The organism is Methylocella tundrae (assembly GCF_038024855.1).
Classification (GTDB): domain Bacteria; phylum Pseudomonadota; class Alphaproteobacteria; order Rhizobiales; family Beijerinckiaceae; genus Methylocapsa; species Methylocapsa tundrae.
Map to the genome: position 1 here is coordinate 2,119,189 of NZ_CP139089.1, position 15,812 is coordinate 2,135,000.

A 15,812-nucleotide genomic window follows, 5' to 3' on the forward strand; every position below is an offset into this window, starting at 1 on the left:
CTCGAACCGTCGCGCCCGCGGCCTCATTTCCGTGGGGCGGAGGAGCGCCAAGCGCCAATCAGCGCCAGCACCGTCAATCCGGTCGAAATCACGGCGTTCCAGACGGCGAGCGACAGTCCGAAGACGCGAAGCGAAACGGCGTCGCAGCGCACGACCTTGACAGTTTCCAACTGTTTCAGAAAGGCGTTGACCGAACCTGCGTGGTCGAGCCGCCCCGTGCAGTCCGTGGGTCCTGGCCAAAAGCCCCATTCGACTCCGGAATGATAGGCGCCCAAAGCGGCTCCCGCCGCGAAAATCAAGGCCAGCCCCCAAAAAGCCGCGGGCAGCAAACTCTCCCGGCCGCTGACGCTGAGGAAAATCGCCAGAGCCGCGAGCGCAATGCCGGCATAATAGGGAATGCGCTCCTTGAGACAGAGTTCACAGGGCGGATAGCCAAGCAACTGGAATATCCACGCCCCGGCGATCGATCCCGCCGCGATAAGCAGGATGGCGAGGGCGAGGCGCAAGGGACTAGGAAACCTCATAAGCGATCCGTCAGATGATCAAACGACAAGCGATCAAACTAAATGCGTCGCAATCCAGAAGCCCAGAATCACGATGATGACAAGAATCAACAGGAACCATGCGAAAAATCTGTCGAGCAGATCCTTGATCGGCTCGCCATAATATTTGAGCAGCAAGGCGAGGGCGAAGAAACGCGCGCCGCGCGTCATAAGCGACAAGAGGACGAACAGCGGCAGGCTATAAGCTAAAAGCCCGCTCGTGATGGTCACGAGCTTGAACGGGATCGGCGTGAAGCCTTTGACGAGAATGACCGCCCAGCCCCATTTGGCGTAAAGCTCACGCATCTCGTCGACCCGCGCGCCATAACCGTAAAGATGGATCAGCCATTTGCCGACCGTCTCAAACAAAAGCGCGCCAATCGCATAGCCGAGCAGCGCCCCCAGCACGGAGCCTAACGTGCAGATCAGCGCATAGGTCCAGGCCTTCGCCGGCCGCGCAATCGACATCGGGACCAAAATGACGTCAGGCGGCACGGGAAAGAAGGAGCTCTCGGCAAAGGCGATAATGCCAAGCGCCAAAGGCGCGTGACGGCTCTCCGCAAGGGTCAGCGTCCAGCGATAGAGTTTTTGGAACATGGCTCGCTAGCGGAAGCGCCGCGCGCGGAAAAATCGCGAAATCGGCTGGCGAAGAAAAGCGGCGGCGTCCCGCCGAGCCGACGGTTTAGCCCTTTTTGCCGCGAGATGTCCAGAAGCGCCGTCGCCGCAGGCGCCGTATGGGCAGATCGCCGATCGCCCTTTATGGTGGCCGGGCGCCGCTAAAGCCCTCTGCAGACTAAAATGGGCCCTCCTCCATTCGCCAACTTCGAAGGCTGCGATGAAGCTCTATGATTTCGCCTCTTCTCCAAGCCCTCGCCGTGTGCGCGTCTTCATGGCGGAGAAAGGAATGAGCGTTCCGACGGCGCAGGTCGATCTCGCTGCGGGGGAGCAGTTTTCAGAGGCGTATCGCGCCATTAATCCGCGCTGCGCCGTCCCGTCTCTGGTGCTCGATAATGGCGTTGCGATCTGCGAGGTGTTGGCGATCTGCCGCTATATTGAGGAAATTCAGCCGGAGCCCCGGCTGCTGGGATCAAGCCCAGAGGACAAGGCGATCGTGACGATGTGGGAGCGACGCATGGAGATTGACGGGTTTTTCGCCGTCGCCGAAGCTGTCCGCAATTCCTTTCCTGGTCTCCGCGGACGCGCCCTAGTTGGCCCCCACACTTACGAACAGATCCCCGCTTTAGCGGACCGCGGCAGGCAGCGGACGCTGGATTTCTTCCGCGATCTCGACGCGCGGCTCGCGGACGCTCCTTTCGTCGCGGGAAAATCCTTCTCGATCGCCGATATTACGGCGATGGTCACGATTGATTTCGCCGCCAGTCGCATCAAGCTGGTGGTCCCCGACGAGTACAAGGCGCTGAAGCGCTGGCGCGACGCGGTCTCGGCGCGGCCGAGCATGAAGGCGTGACCCGTTTGAATCTCTCTTTTCTTGAACATGATCTCGCTGCGCGCCAAAGGGCCTTCGCCTTGCTGGAAGCCCTGAACGCGAGGCTTCTCGCCTCACACAGCGCGACCGCGACGCTGGAGCAATGGTGCGCCGAGACAGCGCTCAAGGACTATGCGATCCGCGCCAAACGCGTCAGTGGCGTCGACAAGCCGGCCACGCGCCAACAGCGCCAGAGGCTCCAGCTTGGGGCCGACGAGATCGTCGTCTATCGCCGCGTAGAACTCGCCTGCGGCGAGCGCGTGCTCTCGGAAGCGGAGAACTGGTATGTGCCGAGCCGGCTGAATGCGGACATCAACAGAGTGTTGGAGGACAGCGACACGCCTTTCGGACGCGCCGTCACGGGTCTGAACCCCATTCGCAAAACCTTCGCGGTCGAGATCTTTTGGCGCCCCGACTGTGGAAAGCCCGCTGCGGCGTCCGACCGGCCGGGGGCGCGGCCTGGCATTCCTGAACGGCTTTTTCAGCATCGGGCTTTGGTCTATGGAGACGACGGGCGGCCGTTTTCGGAGGTCAACGAGACTTATACCAGAGAGATTCTAGCCTTCGGGCCTTCGGCCCCTCTTCACGATAGGTCCATCGCATAGCGCTTCAGATCCTCGAGCGCGCAATGGGCGAGCGCGCCCTCATGAGTGGCTTGCAGCACGACGCGGGGCGTCGCTCCCGCCTCCAGGGCTTCCTGCCAGCGCGGCGCGCAAAGACACCAGCGATCGCCAGCCTTGAGGCCAGGAAAGCCGTAGCCCGGCAGCGGCGTCGATAAATCATTGCCGCGCGACTTGGAGAATTTAAGGAATTCATCGCTGACGACAATGCAGACGGTATGGCTGCCGACATCCGAGGCCGCCGTATCGCAGCAGCCGTTGCGATAAAATCCCGTCAACGGGTCATAGGAGCAGCTCGCAAGGGGCTGCCCCAGAACATTGCGCGAAGGGCGGCGTCCGCCGTCGCCCGTATCGTCCCTCAACATGCGATCTCCAGGCGTTGGGGAACAGGCCGGACTTTATGAAAGCAGAGTTGGCCGCGCCACACAATGGCCATCGCCGCCAACAGTCACGCGTCAGACAAGGCTCGAGCAAAATCGCTGGATTTTTGCGCAGGCGTCTTCCAGCACCGGCGCTGATGTCGCGTAGGAAATACGGAAGTTCGGACCAAGGCCGAAGGCCGAGCCCTGCACGACGGCAATCCCCTCGCTGTCGAGCAAAGCCGAAACGAAATCCTCGTCCGAGAGGATCGTCTTGCCCTCCGCCGTGCGCTTGCCGATCGCCTCGGCGCAGGAGGGATAGACATAAAAGGCCCCCTCGGGCTGAGGACAGCGCAGATATTTCGCCTGGTTCAGCATCGAGACGACGAGGTCGCGTCGGCCCTCGAAAATCTTGCGGCGCTCCTTGATGAAGTCCTGAGGGCCGTTCAGCGCCTCGACTGAAGCCCATTGCGCGATCGAGCAGGCGCCCGACGTTTGCTGCCCCTGCAGCATCTCCATCGCCTTGATCAGTTCAAGCGGCCCCGCGGCATAGCCGATGCGCCAGCCGGTCATGGCGTAGGACTTCGACACGCCGTTCATGGTCAGCGTGCGGTCGATCAGCCGCGGCTCCACTTGCGCCGGCGTCACGAAATCAAACTCGCCGTAGACGAGATGTTCGTAAATGTCGTCGGTCAGAACCCAGACCTGCGGATGACGCAACAGAATATCAGTCAAGGCCTTCAGTTCGTCATGCGTATAGGCGGCGCCGGACGGATTGGACGGAGAGTTCAGCAAAAGCCACTTCGTCTTTGGCGTGATCGCTTTTTCGAGCGCCTCAGGCTGAAGCTTGAAGCCATGCTCGATCTTCGTCTCGACGGCGACCGGCCGGCCGCCGGCGATCAGCACCATATCGGGGTAGCTGACCCAGTAAGGCGCCGGAATGATCACCTCGTCGCCGGGATTGACGGTCGAAAGAAAGGCGTTGAACAGAATGTGTTTGCCGCCGGTGCCGACGATCGTCTGGGAGGGTTTGTAATCGAGCCCGTTCTCGCGTTTGAATTTCGCCGCGATCGCCTCACGCAAAGGAATAATGCCCGCAACCGGCGTGTATTTGGTGTCGCCGCGCTGGATCGCCGCGATCGCGGCCGCCTTGATATTGTCGGGCGTATCGAAATCAGGCTCTCCGACGGACAATGAAATAATGTCCCGCCCGGCGCTTTTCAGATCGCGGGCCTTCTGCGTCACCGCGATGGTGGCGGAGGGTTTTACGCGCAGCAGCGCATCCGAGATGAAGGGCATTATGAAAGGCTCCGAAATTGAGCGAAATCAGTTTGACCAGCCGGGCGAGGCCTTCGATCAAAGCGGCATCGAGGCAACGCGCAGCCGGTTGAGACAAGCCCGCAGCATGACGCAGCAAGCCATTAACCTTGAAACTTTTTCTTCGCCCCTGGCGTTTGGGCGTCGAATGCTTTGTTTACCCGTCCACGCTTAAAAAAGCCCACTTCTTTCGAGGCGTGCCGCAGCGCACAGGCGAAAGCCCGGACGTGGACGATAGCTGGTTGAACAGCACACTCAGATCCTCGGTCAAAGCGTGCGCGCGGCACTGGAGTTTGTGGCATGTCCATCGCTGACCATTTCGACCCCCGGCCCGACGCCGGCTTCGTGCGCCGTTATGATCTGCAGGCGGCGCGCCGGCAACTGCGGGTGTCCATTATCCTCATTCTGGTCATGGCGGGCGCGGCGATCGCGCTTGGCCTCGTCGCTCGCCTCGAGGCGCCCGCTCCGCAGGGCCGCCCCGTGGCCCTTCGGGACGGCGGATTGCGCCTCGCCGAAACGTTACTGGACTTACAAGGCTGTTCTCATCAGATGACGACATGAACTTCCCAATGCCCCCGGGAAGCTCGCTCAGGGCCGCGCTCTTTAGTTCAGAGCGCGGCCTATTTTATATCGCCCTGTCAAACATCGGCGCTTCGCGGGTCCGCTCCATTGTCCTGTTTATTTATTTAGACAGATATATCGCGCGGACTGCTAATTGCGCAGGCTGAGCACGTCTCTCATCGAATAAAGGCCAGACTTGCGGCCTTGCGCCCAGAGCGCCGCCTTGACGGCGCCTCGCGCGAAGATGCTGCGGTCTTCCGCGATGTGGAAGAGTTCCAGCCTTTCCCCCGGCCCCGCGAAAATGACCCGATGCTCGCCGACGACCCCGCCGCCGCGCAGAGACGCGAAGCCAATCGCGCCTTCCGGACGAGTTCCGGTGTAGCCATCGCGCGAACGCACCGAATTGTTCGCGAGATCGACGCCCCTGCCCTTGGCTGCGGCTTCGCCCAGCAGCAGGGCCGTGCCAGATGGCGCATCGACTTTCAGGCGATGATGCATCTCGAGGATTTCAATGTCGAACTCCGGCCCCAGCGTCTGCGCCGCCCTCTCCACGAGCGCCGCCATGAGATTGACTCCAAGGCTCATATTCCCGGATTGCACAATGACGGCATGGCGGGCGGCCGCCTCCAGCCGCGCAAGATGATCCGGTTGAAGTCCTGTCGTGCCGACAACATGGACGATGCGCGCCTGCGCCGCCAATGTCGCGAGCGCGACCGTCGATTCGGGCGAGGTGAAATCGAGGACGCCGTCCGCGCCGGCGATTGCGCGCAAAGCGTCTCCGGTGATTTCAACGCCCATCTGTCCACACCCCGCCAGAAGTCCGGCGTCCTGACCGATTGCGATCGAGTCCGGCCTGGCGAGAGCGCCGACCAGCGTTGCCCCCGGCGTTTCATGGATGATCTGGATCAGGACGCGGCCCATGCGTCCAGCCGCGCCCGCAACGACGAGCCGCATGTCGCCCATAAAAACTCTCCCTCGAAGATCCTGATAATTTCGGTTCTAGAGCATTTCTCCGATCCCGCAAAAATCGGAAAAACCTTCCTGGCTCTCTCTTTTATCCTTTTTCGCTTGGGCGGATCGCGGTTGCGTGAAGGCGCCGCACGGAGCTTCCGCCCGCAGGAAAAGCAGCGCGGCGGTCAGGCGGCGGCGATCTCGGCAAGAATTGCTTCCGCGGCCGCGCGCGGATCCTTCGCGCTCGTGATCGGACGCCCAACCACAAGGTAATCGGCTCCGGCCTTGATCGCAGCGGAGGGAGTCATGATCCTTTTCTGGTCGCCCGCCGATGAGCCGGCGGGCCGGATGCCAGGCGTCACAAGAATCATGGCGGGTCCAACCTCGCGGCGAACCGCCGGGAGTTCCTCGGCCGAGAGAATCAATCCGTCAATACCGATCTCTCGCGCCTGGCGGGCGCGGCGCATAACGAGATCCTCAACGCCGAAGGCGTAGCCAGCCTCATGCAGATCGGCGTCGCTATAGGAGGTCATGACGGTGACGCCGAGAAGGCGCAGCGCCGATCCGGCGGCGCCCTGCTTTGCCGCCGCCATCGTCTGTGGATAGGCGTGGATCGTCAGGAATCGCGCGCCAAGACGCGCTACATTCGCACAGGCCTTCGCCACCGTGGTTGGAATATCATGCAGCTTGAGGTCGAGAAAAACCTGCGCCCCATTGTCGATCAGCTCTTTTGCGAATGAGAGGCCGCCGCCGTAGGCGAGCTCCATGCCGACCTTATAAAAGCAGACGCTCGGGCCGAGGGCGGCAACCATCGCCCTCGCTTCCGCCGGCGTCGGAAAATCCAGCGCGACGATGAGCTTTTCGCCCAAGGCGGCCCCGGCTGGCTCCGCCGATGTCATGGCCGCGGTGATTTGCTGCGGTCCGCCCTGCGCGCCAACGAGTCCGCGCGCTTGTTTTTCTGCGCCGTTCTTTGCTTGGGCGCGAGCCGTGCTCTCGCTCCGTCGATCTCGCGTTTCAGATCGATCTGGATCTTTTCCGTGCCTTGCCTCAGCCGATCGAAGAACTCCTGCGCCGGATTGGGGCGCGTCAGCCTGACGCCCTGCTCATGGCTCGCCCTTGCCCGATAAATCCACACGCGGGCGGGGGGGAGATTGAGCCATACCGGCGGCGAACGGTCCGCGTGGAAGGTCGGCCCAAACGACTTCTCGCGCGGGATCGGCGAGACGAGACCATAAGTGAACTGGATGAAAGCGGCGCCCGGCGCCATGCAATCGAAGGCGTCGGCCAAAAGACTGAGCCTTTGCCGCTCCGGCTTCACAAGGAGCGGCAGGCTCGAAACGACGGAGCTTGCCGGCTGGCTCAGGACACCCGCGAGAAGCTCCTTGAACCGATAAGCGTCGCCCTCGACGACATGGACGCCGGGGAAGCGCCGCTGCAGATGCTTGCAAAAGTTCGGGTCGAATTCGATGAGGTAAAGGCGGTTCGGGGCGACGCCGCGCGCCAAAAGCGCCTCCGTGATCGCCCCCGTTCCCGGTCCGAGTTCTATGATCGGGCCAGTCCCGTGCGGATCGACATAGCGCGCCATCATGCGCGCCAGGGAGCGCCCCGACGGAGAGACCGCGCCAGCCCGCAGCGGATTTTCGAACCACGACCGGATGAAGCGCGCTTCATCGGCGAGGCGCTTTTCGATCGGCATGGGACGTTTGGCTGGACCGCGGTGGTCCGCGCGCGAGGGGTCGCTCAGCAATGGTTTCTCCTCGCCTCTGATAAGAGCGCGGCCACCGAAAGCCGCACGCCGGCTCGCGCGAAGATACCGACAAAGAGGGCGCCGTCAAGGAAACACAGGCGTTGCCGCTCATTTTCTCGCGCAAGGCTCAAACTGCGCGCTTCAGCCTACTGGCTGCTTAGATTTTCGAAAAAATCCTTCATCTTGGCGAAGAATCCAGAGGCTTCCGGATGGGTCTTTGTCGATGATTCGGCTTCGAACTCGGCCAGAAGTTCGCGCTGACGCTTGGTTAAGTTCTGCGGCGTCTCGACATTGACCTGAATATAAAGGTCGCCAACGTCACGCGAGCGCAGAACGGGCATGCCCTTGTGCTTCAGCTTGAACTGCTTGCCCGTCTGCGTTCCCTCTGGAATTTTGACTTTGGCCGAGCCGCCATCCAGCGTGCGCACGTCGACTTCGCCGCCAATCGTCGCCTGCACCATGGAGATCGGAACGCGGCAGAAGAGATCGGCTCCATCGCGCTGGAAAAAGGGATGGGGTTTGGTTGAAACGAAAATATAAAGATCGCCTGCCGAGCCGCCTCTCGAGCCTGCCTCGCCCTCGCCGCTCAAGCGGATGCGGGTGCCGTCCTCGACGCCGGGAGGAATATTGACCGAAAGGCTGCGTTCGCGCGTGACGCGCCCGCTGCCGCCGCACGGCCCGCACGGATCATCGATAATGTCGCCGCGGCCGTGGCAGTGCGGGCATGTGCGCTCAATCGCGAAAAATCCCTGCTGCGCCCTGACGCGTCCCTGTCCGCCGCATGTCGGGCAGACGCGGGGCTTCGCGCCCGCCTTGGCGCCCGTGCCGGAACAGACGTCACAGTTGACGGACGTCGGCAGTGTGAGCGAGGCGACCTTTCCGTGAAACGCCTCCTCGAGCGTAATTTCCATATTGTAGCGAAGATCAGATCCGCGCACCGGGCCGTTGCGGCTGCCGCCACGGCGATTCATGACGTCGCCAAAAAGATCGTCGAAAATATCGGACATTGACGACGCAAAGCCGTCGCCCCCGCCAAAGCCGCCGTGCTCGAACGCGGCATGCCCGTAACGGTCGTAGCTAGCGCGCTTTTGCGCGTCGGAAAGGGTCTGATAGGCCTCGTTCAATTCCTTGAACTTGACTTCGGCGTCCGTGTTTCCCGGGTTGCGATCGGGATGGTGCTCCATCGCGGCCTTGCGGAAAGCGCTTTTCAGCTCGATTTCCGTGCAGGTTCTGGAAACGCCCAAAATTTCATAAAAGTCGCGCTTCGCCATAGTTCCTTGCATTCCAATCCATAGCGCGGGAGCCTCGCGTCATGCGTCTCGCTCAAAGGCGCCCGCCCCCCGGCAATGAGAGCGCCCCAAGCCAACCAACACCTTATCGGCGCAGGCACAAATCCGCGCAAAATCGATGACGGGCTTAAGCAAGATACATGCTGGCGTCCGATCTTGCAGCGCCCGATTGCGCTTTTCCGGAAGAAACATCCGGTCCGCGCGTTCCTGCCGGGCGGACGCCACAGCTTATGTCAATGGCCGATGACACAGCCAAGGTCGCGGCCATAGGAGCGGCGGAGATTTTATTCAAAATCTCCGCCGCGCTTCAATCGCGTCAGGCTGACTTCTTCTCGTCGGGGCCGACTTCCTTGAAGTCCGCGTCGATCACATCGTCCTTCGGCTCGCCATGGCCTTCGGGAGCCCCCGACTCGGCGCCTGCCTTGTACAAAGCTTCGCCAAGCTTCATCGAAGCCTGCGCAAGATCGTTGGTGCGCGCCTTGATCGCCTCAACGTCTTCGCCTTCGAGCACGCCCTTCAGCGCCGCGACAGCGCCCTCAACCGCGCTCTTGTCGGCGTCGGACACCTTGCCGGCGTACTCCGTCAGCGACTTCTCGGCCGAATGGACCATCGCCTCTGCCTGGTTGCGCACGTCGACGAGTTCACGCCGCTTCTTGTCCTCGGCGGCGTGGAGTTCGGCGTCCTTCACCATTTTGTCGATGTCGCCCTCGCTGAGGCCGCCCGACGCCTGGATGCGGATCTGCTGCTCCTTGTTCGTCGCCTTGTCCTTCGCCGTCACATTGACGATGCCATTGGCGTCGATATCGAAAGTCACTTCGATTTGCGGCACGCCGCGCGGCGCGCCGGGGATGCCGACGAGGTCGAACTGCCCGAGGATCTTGTTGTCGGCCGCCATCTCGCGCTCGCCCTGGAACACGCGAATGGTCACGGCCGTCTGATTATCCTCGGCTGTCGAGAAGACCTGGCTCTTCTTCGTCGGGATCGTCGTATTGCGGTCGATCAATCGGGTGAACACGCCGCCGAGAGTCTCGATGCCAAGCGACAGAGGCGTCACGTCAAGCAGCAGCACGTCCTTGACGTCGCCCTGCAGCACGCCGGCCTGAACCGCGGCGCCGATGGCGACGACTTCATCGGGGTTGACGCCCTTGTGGGGCTCTTTGCCGAAGAAGCTCTTCACGACTTCCTGCACCTTCGGCATGCGGGTCATGCCGCCGACGAGAACGACTTCGTTGATTTCGCCCGCCGTCAAGCCCGCGTCCTTCAGCGCCTTGCGGCAAGGTTCGACCGTCTTCTGGATCAGATCATCGACCAGCGCCTCAAATTTCGCGCGGGTCAGCTTCAAGGTGAGATGCTTCGGCCCGGTCGCGTCGGCGGTGATATAGGGCAGATTAATTTCGGTCTGAGTCGCGGAGGACAGTTCGATCTTTGCCTTCTCGGCGGCTTCCTTCAGCCGCTGCAGCGCGAGCTTGTCCTTCTTGAGGTCGATGCCGTTCTCTTTCTTGAACTCGTCAGCGAGATATTCGACGAGGCGCACGTCAAAATCCTCACCGCCGAGGAAGGTGTCGCCATTGGTCGATTTCACCTCGAAGACGCCATCGCCGATCTCGAGGATCGAAACGTCGAAGGTGCCGCCGCCGAGATCGTAAACGGCGATGACGCCCGAGCCCTTCTTGTCGAGGCCATAAGCCAGCGCCGCCGCGGTCGGCTCATTGATGATGCGCAAAACCTCAAGGCCGGCGATCTTGCCGGCGTCCTTCGTCGCCTGACGCTGCGCGTCGTTGAAATAGGCGGGGACGGTGATCACGGCCTGCGACACCGGCTGGCCGAGATAGGCTTCGGCCGTCTCCTTCATCTTTTGCAGGATGAAGGCGGAAATCTGCGAGGGAGAATATTGTTTGCCGTCAGCCTCGACCCAGGCGTCGCCGTTCGAGGCGCGAATAATCTTGTAAGGAACGAGCCCGATGTCCTTCTTGGTCATCGGATCGTCGAAGGTGCGGCCGATCAGCCGCTTGATGGCGAAAAACGTGCGTTCCGGATTGGTGACGCCCTGCCTCTTGGCCGGCTGGCCGACGAGACGCTCGCCGTCATCCGTGAAGGCGACGATGGAGGGGGTGGTGCGGGCCCCCTCGGCGTTCTCAATCACCTTAGGAGTCGTCCCCTCCATGACGGCCACGCAAGAATTGGTGGTGCCAAGATCGATTCCTATTACTTTAGCCATGATTTTTCTTCCTTTCGATACGCAAGACCACCGGACCCCGAAGCGATCCAGCAAATGGGCGGACGGATTTCCGCCCGGTCCCCGATAGTGTTCAGATTGGCATTGCAACGCAGGAGCGCAAGATGGCCGGTATATAAGAGGACGATCGACCGACGCAAGACGAGCCGCCCACGTTCCAGCAGAATCCGCGCCGGCCGCCGAATGCGCCACGCGGAGGGGAGAATCATTTTATTCTCAGTGATTTCCTTCGCGCGGCCGAACGGTTAGGGTGGCGTTTCGATCATTCCGGCGAGGCTTCACTTGAAACTCTCTTTTTTGCCGGCGTTGCTCGCCACTTTATTAACCGCGTCAAGCGCCTCGGCCCAGATGATGCTGCCGGGCGCGCTGCAAGCCGCCCCCGAGGGGCCGGCGACGCCGAACCCCGGCGGCGCAGGTCAGGCGAGGCCGAAGCCGGTCGCGGCGAAGCCGCCGGGCGAAGAAACGATCATCGACCGTGATTTGCTGCGCGACGGGTCACAGGGGCTGATCGCCTTCCAGCGCGCCGCTGGCAAAGGACTGGAAATCAAGGCCCTGTCGATGGCTGGCGAGCAAATCACCCATCCGGGCGAAGCCTGCCGCATCGACGTCATCGCTGGCGACCCGATCGAAGCGAGGCCGCTCGGCAAGCCGAAAGGGCTTCTGCGTTATGGCGTCGACATCGAAGCTTGTCCGTTTTCCTTCGATGTTTACGAGGGCGCTGTTCTGATTGCGCATGAAGGGAAAGCCTGCGATTTCGTCGCCGCCGATTGCCGCGTCGACCCAAGCGGATTTTGGGGACCGACCGGTTCCTCCTTCGACGACAAGCAGGTCAAGCAGTTCGAATCAGCACGGGGCCGCGCGGAGGCGTCGATGCGCGCCCAGTTTCACGCCCTTGTGGCGAGCCTCGGCAAAGACAAGGACGCCGTCAAAAAAATCGCCAGCGAGCAGGCGGGGTTCTCCTCAGAACGCGAAGTCGCCTGCCGCAACTACGCCCGCGAAGACGTTCATGGCTTCTGCGCGTTGCGGCTGACGCAGGGCCGCGGGTTTGCGCTGCAGGCGGCGCTGGAGGCGGGCGGCAAAGAGCGCGGCCAGACCAAGAAAGCCAAGGGCGCGAGAAATGCGAAGGCTGAGGCAAGGCCGTGAACCGTCGCGAAAGCCAGTGCGCGCGCTCGGGTCAAGAGCCAGGACTCTGAGACCTGACCCAGATCGGACGGCTCGTTCGAACTTCCCGCGGCCTCTATCAAGGCCTTCGAACCTATCGTCGAGCAGATCGACGTCGTGGTCGGCGATCCATCGCCGGTCCTGTTGCGCGGGGCGCGTTCGAGGAGTTGATGGGCCTTCCGGATGTCGAGCAACACGCCCTTCGGCCTGGCGGCGCGCGGCCAATGCTTCTATGAAGACGGCAAGCTCAAAAATCGCTTTTTGTAATCCGGTGCGGCAGGGCGACGCCGCCGCGCCTCACACGGGCCAGCGGATCCGGGGCGCCTCAGCCGCCAAGCGCGTGCGCGATGACGAGGCCGATGCCGACGCCGGCGAGCGCGGCCGCGACGCCGATCGAAACAGTCTCCATCACCGTCCGCGCAAGGGGCCGGCGGCCGACGCGGGCGCGGCCGACGCCGAGACAGATCAGCAGCAGCATGGTGATGGCGGTCGATACCCAGCGAGCCTCCGACACCGGCATCAGAGCAAAGGGCACGATCGGAATCGCCGCCGAGACGAAATCGGCGATCAGCATCCATAGCGCATGTGCGAGAGGGCTTTGCATCGTCTGCGGGGTCGCGGGCGCCGTCATCGCGTATGCGACGCCCTGCAACACGCCCGGCTTCGAGCGAATGAGGTCCGTGACGAGCGCGGTTTGCGTCTCCGCCAGGCCGGCCGCGCGCAGGCGGTCGCCGATCCGGGCGACGACCGCATCTGGACGCTGCGCGATCTCCGAGGCGAGCCGCGCGCTGAACGTTCGCGCCTCGTCGACCTCGGTTTCGATCTCGAGGTAGGTTCCGGCCATCATGGACACGGCCGCCGCGCACGCGCCCGACGCGCCGGCGACCAACACCGTCATATTATCATTGGTGGTCGCCGCCACCCCGAGCACGAGGCCGAAGATCGAGACTGTGCCGTCTTCCATGCCGAACACGATGTCGCCTGCGCTCGCCGCCAGCGATGTCTTGACTCGTTCGAATATCGTCGGGTGGGCCAAGTCTATTCTCCAGGGAGATCTGATTATTTGGCGCGTCGCTGCGGACCGTTGGACAACGCCGTCACCCATGAACGCCATCAAGACGCCGGAGCGCCCGCCTCAAAGCCAGCCATAACTTGGCGCGGCGTATTCAACCGCCCCTGTTGCGTCGGGAGAGCTTGTCGTTTCCGATCATGCCTTCCCCTCGGCTCCGGTCAAGCCTTATCGCGCGACAAAAAAAGACCAGGCGCATTGCCTGGCCTTCAGTCTACGACCGGGAGGAACACCGGCGAACCTAAGCGAGAGAAGCCCTGGCGAATCATCTTCGCCAAATGACAAATTATCTATTATCATACTTATTAATATTTAGACACAGTTTTTAACATTTCTTTCGCGACCCTTCGAGGTTCACGGAAAAGCGCAGCTCACGTCTGCTTTGTCCTCACCCGCAAGGCAAGCAGCGCTCGAGCGGACTTGCGCCCGATAACTTTGCCATTCAGCGGGCCGCCGGCGCTCGAGATCTTTCGATACTCCCCCGCGTTCGGATGCGCAGAGGACCGCGCACAAGTATTCCGGGTAAAGCCACGCTTCCTTAAACACCGATCCAAAGTTCAGCTTCAGCTCTGGAGCCGGATTTAGCTTTGGGCCGCGTCATGAAAAAGTGCGCCATCACATATTCGCGCCAAAAACATCATCTATAGTCGAGCATGTTAGCGATTCGGTAGACTCTTGCTTCCGGGGGCACGCTATGACACAAGCTCAGACCTACCAGCATGGAATGAAGGCCTATATCAAGGGCAGCCCTCTCAGCGGCAATCCCTATAACGCCACGACGTATCCAGAAGCTTACGACGCCTGGACCGATGGCTGGCTTGACGCTATGCGCGCGCGGCGGCGCATTCATGCTCTTAAAATCGCCGCCTATTCGCATATCAGGCCGGCGCCCCGCGCGGCTGGTCTTTTTGCCTAGGAAACCCTCTTCGCCTTGACGGAGAAGGCCGTTTACGGCTCCTCTGCGCTATGAAATGATCCGACGCGTAGACGATTATCGACATCGCTAAAGCGCTGCCCCAGTCATGCAGCTTGTGATGACCCATTCCATCGCGCCGTCAACGGCTAGCCTCCCGGCTCGCCCGCGAACGAGCAAGAAGCGGTAAAGACCTGGCTCCTTTCTGCTCGCCGCCGTGCGGCGTGGGCATACAGATCGCGCTTCGACATGTCGAGCTTCGTCCAATGCCGACGAACGCCACCGCCGACCTCGGCTCTTTCGGCTCGGTCAGTAGCCCGCATTCATTTAATAAAAACCAAATTTTCCCCTGAAATGAGAACTTCAGAATGCAGCAATCCAATCGCTTTCTGAAATGTCACGCGTCGTTCTGTCTGTCGAGATCCTCGGCCGTCATGCAGTCGGCAGGGCGCCCCGAGGGGGCGTCTCCCGCACGACGGTTTGGCCACGGAAGCCGACCCGGCACGCTGCAGTCGTGCCGGTAGGCTCCTAACGAACCCGAAATTGCTGCGTTCTGAAATGTGTCAATTTTAGGGACGGCGTGAGCGAGACGTCAAATCACGAAGCCCGCGAAACCAGCGTAGGAGCCCTTATTTCTTGTGATAGTTGCATATTTGTCGGCGTTTCGAGGGGCGATGACCGCGATATCGCCCTTCCCATCCCCTAAATCCGCGCCGATAGCCTTTGATTGAATGCGATCCGCACAATGCGGCGGAGCACAGTTCGAAGACATGCGGCTCAACAGAGCGAGGACCGACCACGGCCCCCGCTTCGTTTGGACACTGGCGAACTGGCCCGCTATCTCAATTGTAGATCAAGATAGTCTGCCAGAAGTCACACTTATGCGCCGCCACGAACTGCGCCTTAGTGAATGTCGACAGGGTTGGGATATCTTGCGACAGATAATAGCCCGTCTTGCCCTTGTAGCGCGGCCAGGGGCTGTTTCCCAGCCCATTGGGATTGCCGGTCCAGGCGAAGTTCGTCCAAGCGATCACCAGCTGATCGGAGAGATCCTGCTGCTTGTTGTTCAATTGATGAGTGATGCCGTCGGGACCGCCATGATAGAGAGGGAACAGAAACTGGATATCGGCCGTATGATAGGCGAGCGGTTGGAATCCCGGCATTTTCGGGAAGTAGTACGGCGCGGTTCGTTCCTGGAATTCGTAGCCGTAAACCGGAACCTGATTGGCGAGCAGATCGCTCGCGCGAAGGCTCCGGCAAGCTGATACGTCCGTCGTCACTGCGTCCATGGCCAGCTGCGGCGTGGTATAGGCATAAAGCGGATAGTGAGCCAGAACCGCTTGAACGGTTCCGGCCGGATATGCCGGCGGCGAGCCCGCCGGCCCGGCATTTCCGCTGTAGGTGTTCGTGACGAGGTTTGTGAAGTCCGTCGCCGTGAAAGGCACACGCGGATTCTTGAAGTATTCCGTAATCCCGAGGCTGAAGTTGCCTTCATCTTGGACCGTGCCGTTCATGACGGGCATATGGTTGAACTGCCCCGTCTGGAACGCGGACGTAAATG

Annotated in this window: 17 protein-coding genes (1 of these 17 running past the window's edge); 6 read left to right on the plus strand and 11 right to left on the minus strand. The window is 61.5% G+C overall.

The genetic code is table 11. The features are described 5' to 3' along the window. Positions 1–23: 23 nt before the first annotated feature. Together SIN04_RS12215 and SIN04_RS12220 are read right to left on the minus strand one after the other, a co-directional pair. The gene (locus tag SIN04_RS12215; RefSeq protein ID WP_341263939.1) at positions 24–524 is read right to left on the minus strand and encodes a disulfide bond formation protein B; all 501 of its coding nucleotides are present in this window, start codon (positions 522–524) and stop codon (positions 24–26) included. A gap of 33 nt (positions 525–557) precedes the next feature. Continuing rightward, positions 558–1,139 carry a YqaA family protein gene (locus tag SIN04_RS12220; protein ID WP_341263940.1) on the minus strand — a complete coding sequence of 194 codons (582 nt, stop codon included), beginning with the start codon at positions 1,137–1,139 and terminating at the stop codon, positions 558–560. Between the two features lie 292 nt (positions 1,140–1,431). Between SIN04_RS12220 and SIN04_RS12225 the strand changes: the two genes are divergently transcribed. Together SIN04_RS12225 and SIN04_RS12230 are read left to right on the plus strand one after the other, a co-directional pair. After that, positions 1,432–2,010: a glutathione S-transferase N-terminal domain-containing protein gene (locus tag SIN04_RS12225; protein ID WP_423136028.1), complete on the plus strand. Its 579-nt coding sequence runs from the start codon at positions 1,432–1,434 to the stop codon at positions 2,008–2,010. Beyond that, positions 2,007–2,633: a hypothetical protein gene (locus SIN04_RS12230; protein ID WP_134489548.1), complete on the plus strand. Its 627-nt coding sequence runs from the start codon at positions 2,007–2,009 to the stop codon at positions 2,631–2,633. Before SIN04_RS12225 ends, SIN04_RS12230 begins: the two co-directional genes overlap by 4 nt. Here the strand turns inward: SIN04_RS12230 and SIN04_RS12235 are convergent. Next, positions 2,612–3,013, minus strand: coding sequence for a DUF2237 family protein (locus SIN04_RS12235; RefSeq protein ID WP_134489550.1), 402 nt, complete (start codon positions 3,011–3,013; stop codon positions 2,612–2,614). The genes SIN04_RS12230 and SIN04_RS12235 overlap by 22 nt on opposite strands. A 90-nt stretch (positions 3,014–3,103) precedes the next feature. Continuing rightward, the gene (locus tag SIN04_RS12240) at positions 3,104–4,306 is read right to left on the minus strand and encodes a pyridoxal phosphate-dependent aminotransferase (protein WP_134489552.1); all 1,203 of its coding nucleotides are present in this window, start codon (positions 4,304–4,306) and stop codon (positions 3,104–3,106) included. A 1-nt stretch (position 4,307) separates the two neighbouring features. On the opposite strand from SIN04_RS12240, the gene SIN04_RS12245 reads away from it, so the two are divergent. After that, positions 4,308–4,499 carry a hypothetical protein gene (locus SIN04_RS12245; RefSeq protein WP_134489554.1) on the plus strand — a complete coding sequence of 64 codons (192 nt, stop codon included), beginning with the start codon at positions 4,308–4,310 and terminating at the stop codon, positions 4,497–4,499. Positions 4,500–4,624: 125 nt separating this feature from the next. Continuing rightward, positions 4,625–4,885: a hypothetical protein gene (locus SIN04_RS12250; RefSeq protein ID WP_134489556.1), complete on the plus strand. Its 261-nt coding sequence runs from the start codon at positions 4,625–4,627 to the stop codon at positions 4,883–4,885. Positions 4,886–5,035: 150 nt separating this feature from the next. On the opposite strand, the gene dapB is transcribed toward SIN04_RS12250, so the two are convergent. The 5 genes from dapB to dnaK form a co-directional block, all read right to left on the minus strand. After that, on the minus strand, positions 5,036–5,848 hold the full coding sequence (gene dapB, locus SIN04_RS12255; protein WP_134489558.1) for a 4-hydroxy-tetrahydrodipicolinate reductase: 813 nt from the start codon (positions 5,846–5,848) through the stop codon (positions 5,036–5,038). 173 nt (positions 5,849–6,021) lie between these two features. Continuing rightward, on the minus strand, positions 6,022–6,735 hold the full coding sequence (pyrF, locus tag SIN04_RS12260; RefSeq protein WP_134489560.1) for an orotidine-5'-phosphate decarboxylase: 714 nt from the start codon (positions 6,733–6,735) through the stop codon (positions 6,022–6,024). After that, positions 6,732–7,583 (minus strand): class I SAM-dependent methyltransferase, encoded by an 852-nt coding sequence (locus SIN04_RS12265; RefSeq protein WP_244605787.1) that lies wholly within the window; start codon positions 7,581–7,583, stop codon positions 6,732–6,734. Before SIN04_RS12265 ends, pyrF begins: the two co-directional genes overlap by 4 nt. A gap of 146 nt (positions 7,584–7,729) precedes the next feature. Beyond that, positions 7,730–8,854 (minus strand): molecular chaperone DnaJ, encoded by a 1,125-nt coding sequence (gene dnaJ / locus SIN04_RS12270; RefSeq protein WP_341263942.1) that lies wholly within the window; start codon positions 8,852–8,854, stop codon positions 7,730–7,732. A gap of 334 nt (positions 8,855–9,188) precedes the next feature. Continuing rightward, positions 9,189–11,090, minus strand: a complete 1,902-nt coding sequence (gene dnaK / locus SIN04_RS12275) for a molecular chaperone DnaK (protein WP_341263943.1) — start codon at positions 11,088–11,090, stop codon at positions 9,189–9,191. A gap of 300 nt (positions 11,091–11,390) precedes the next feature. Between dnaK and SIN04_RS12280 the strand changes: the two genes are divergently transcribed. Beyond that, a complete protein-coding gene (locus tag SIN04_RS12280; RefSeq protein ID WP_134489564.1) occupies positions 11,391–12,251 on the plus strand; it encodes a hypothetical protein in 861 nt (286 codons plus the stop codon). Between the two features lie 343 nt (positions 12,252–12,594). Here SIN04_RS12280 and SIN04_RS12285 read toward each other — a convergent pair whose 3' ends face one another. Then, positions 12,595–13,305, minus strand: a complete 711-nt coding sequence (locus SIN04_RS12285; RefSeq protein ID WP_166795921.1) for a VIT1/CCC1 transporter family protein — start codon at positions 13,303–13,305, stop codon at positions 12,595–12,597. A gap of 727 nt (positions 13,306–14,032) precedes the next feature. Between SIN04_RS12285 and SIN04_RS12290 the strand changes: the two genes are divergently transcribed. Continuing rightward, complete coding sequence (locus tag SIN04_RS12290) at positions 14,033–14,254, plus strand: hypothetical protein (RefSeq protein ID WP_134489568.1); 222 nt, start codon at positions 14,033–14,035, stop codon at positions 14,252–14,254. An 839-nt stretch (positions 14,255–15,093) separates the two neighbouring features. Here the strand turns inward: SIN04_RS12290 and SIN04_RS12295 are convergent. Then, positions 15,094–15,812, minus strand: the final stretch of a protein-coding gene (locus tag SIN04_RS12295; RefSeq protein WP_244605788.1) for a carboxylesterase/lipase family protein. It continues 928 nt past the right edge of the window; only the last 719 of its 1,647 coding nucleotides appear in the window; its start codon lies off the right edge, out of view — the gene reads right to left on this strand; it ends in the stop codon at positions 15,094–15,096.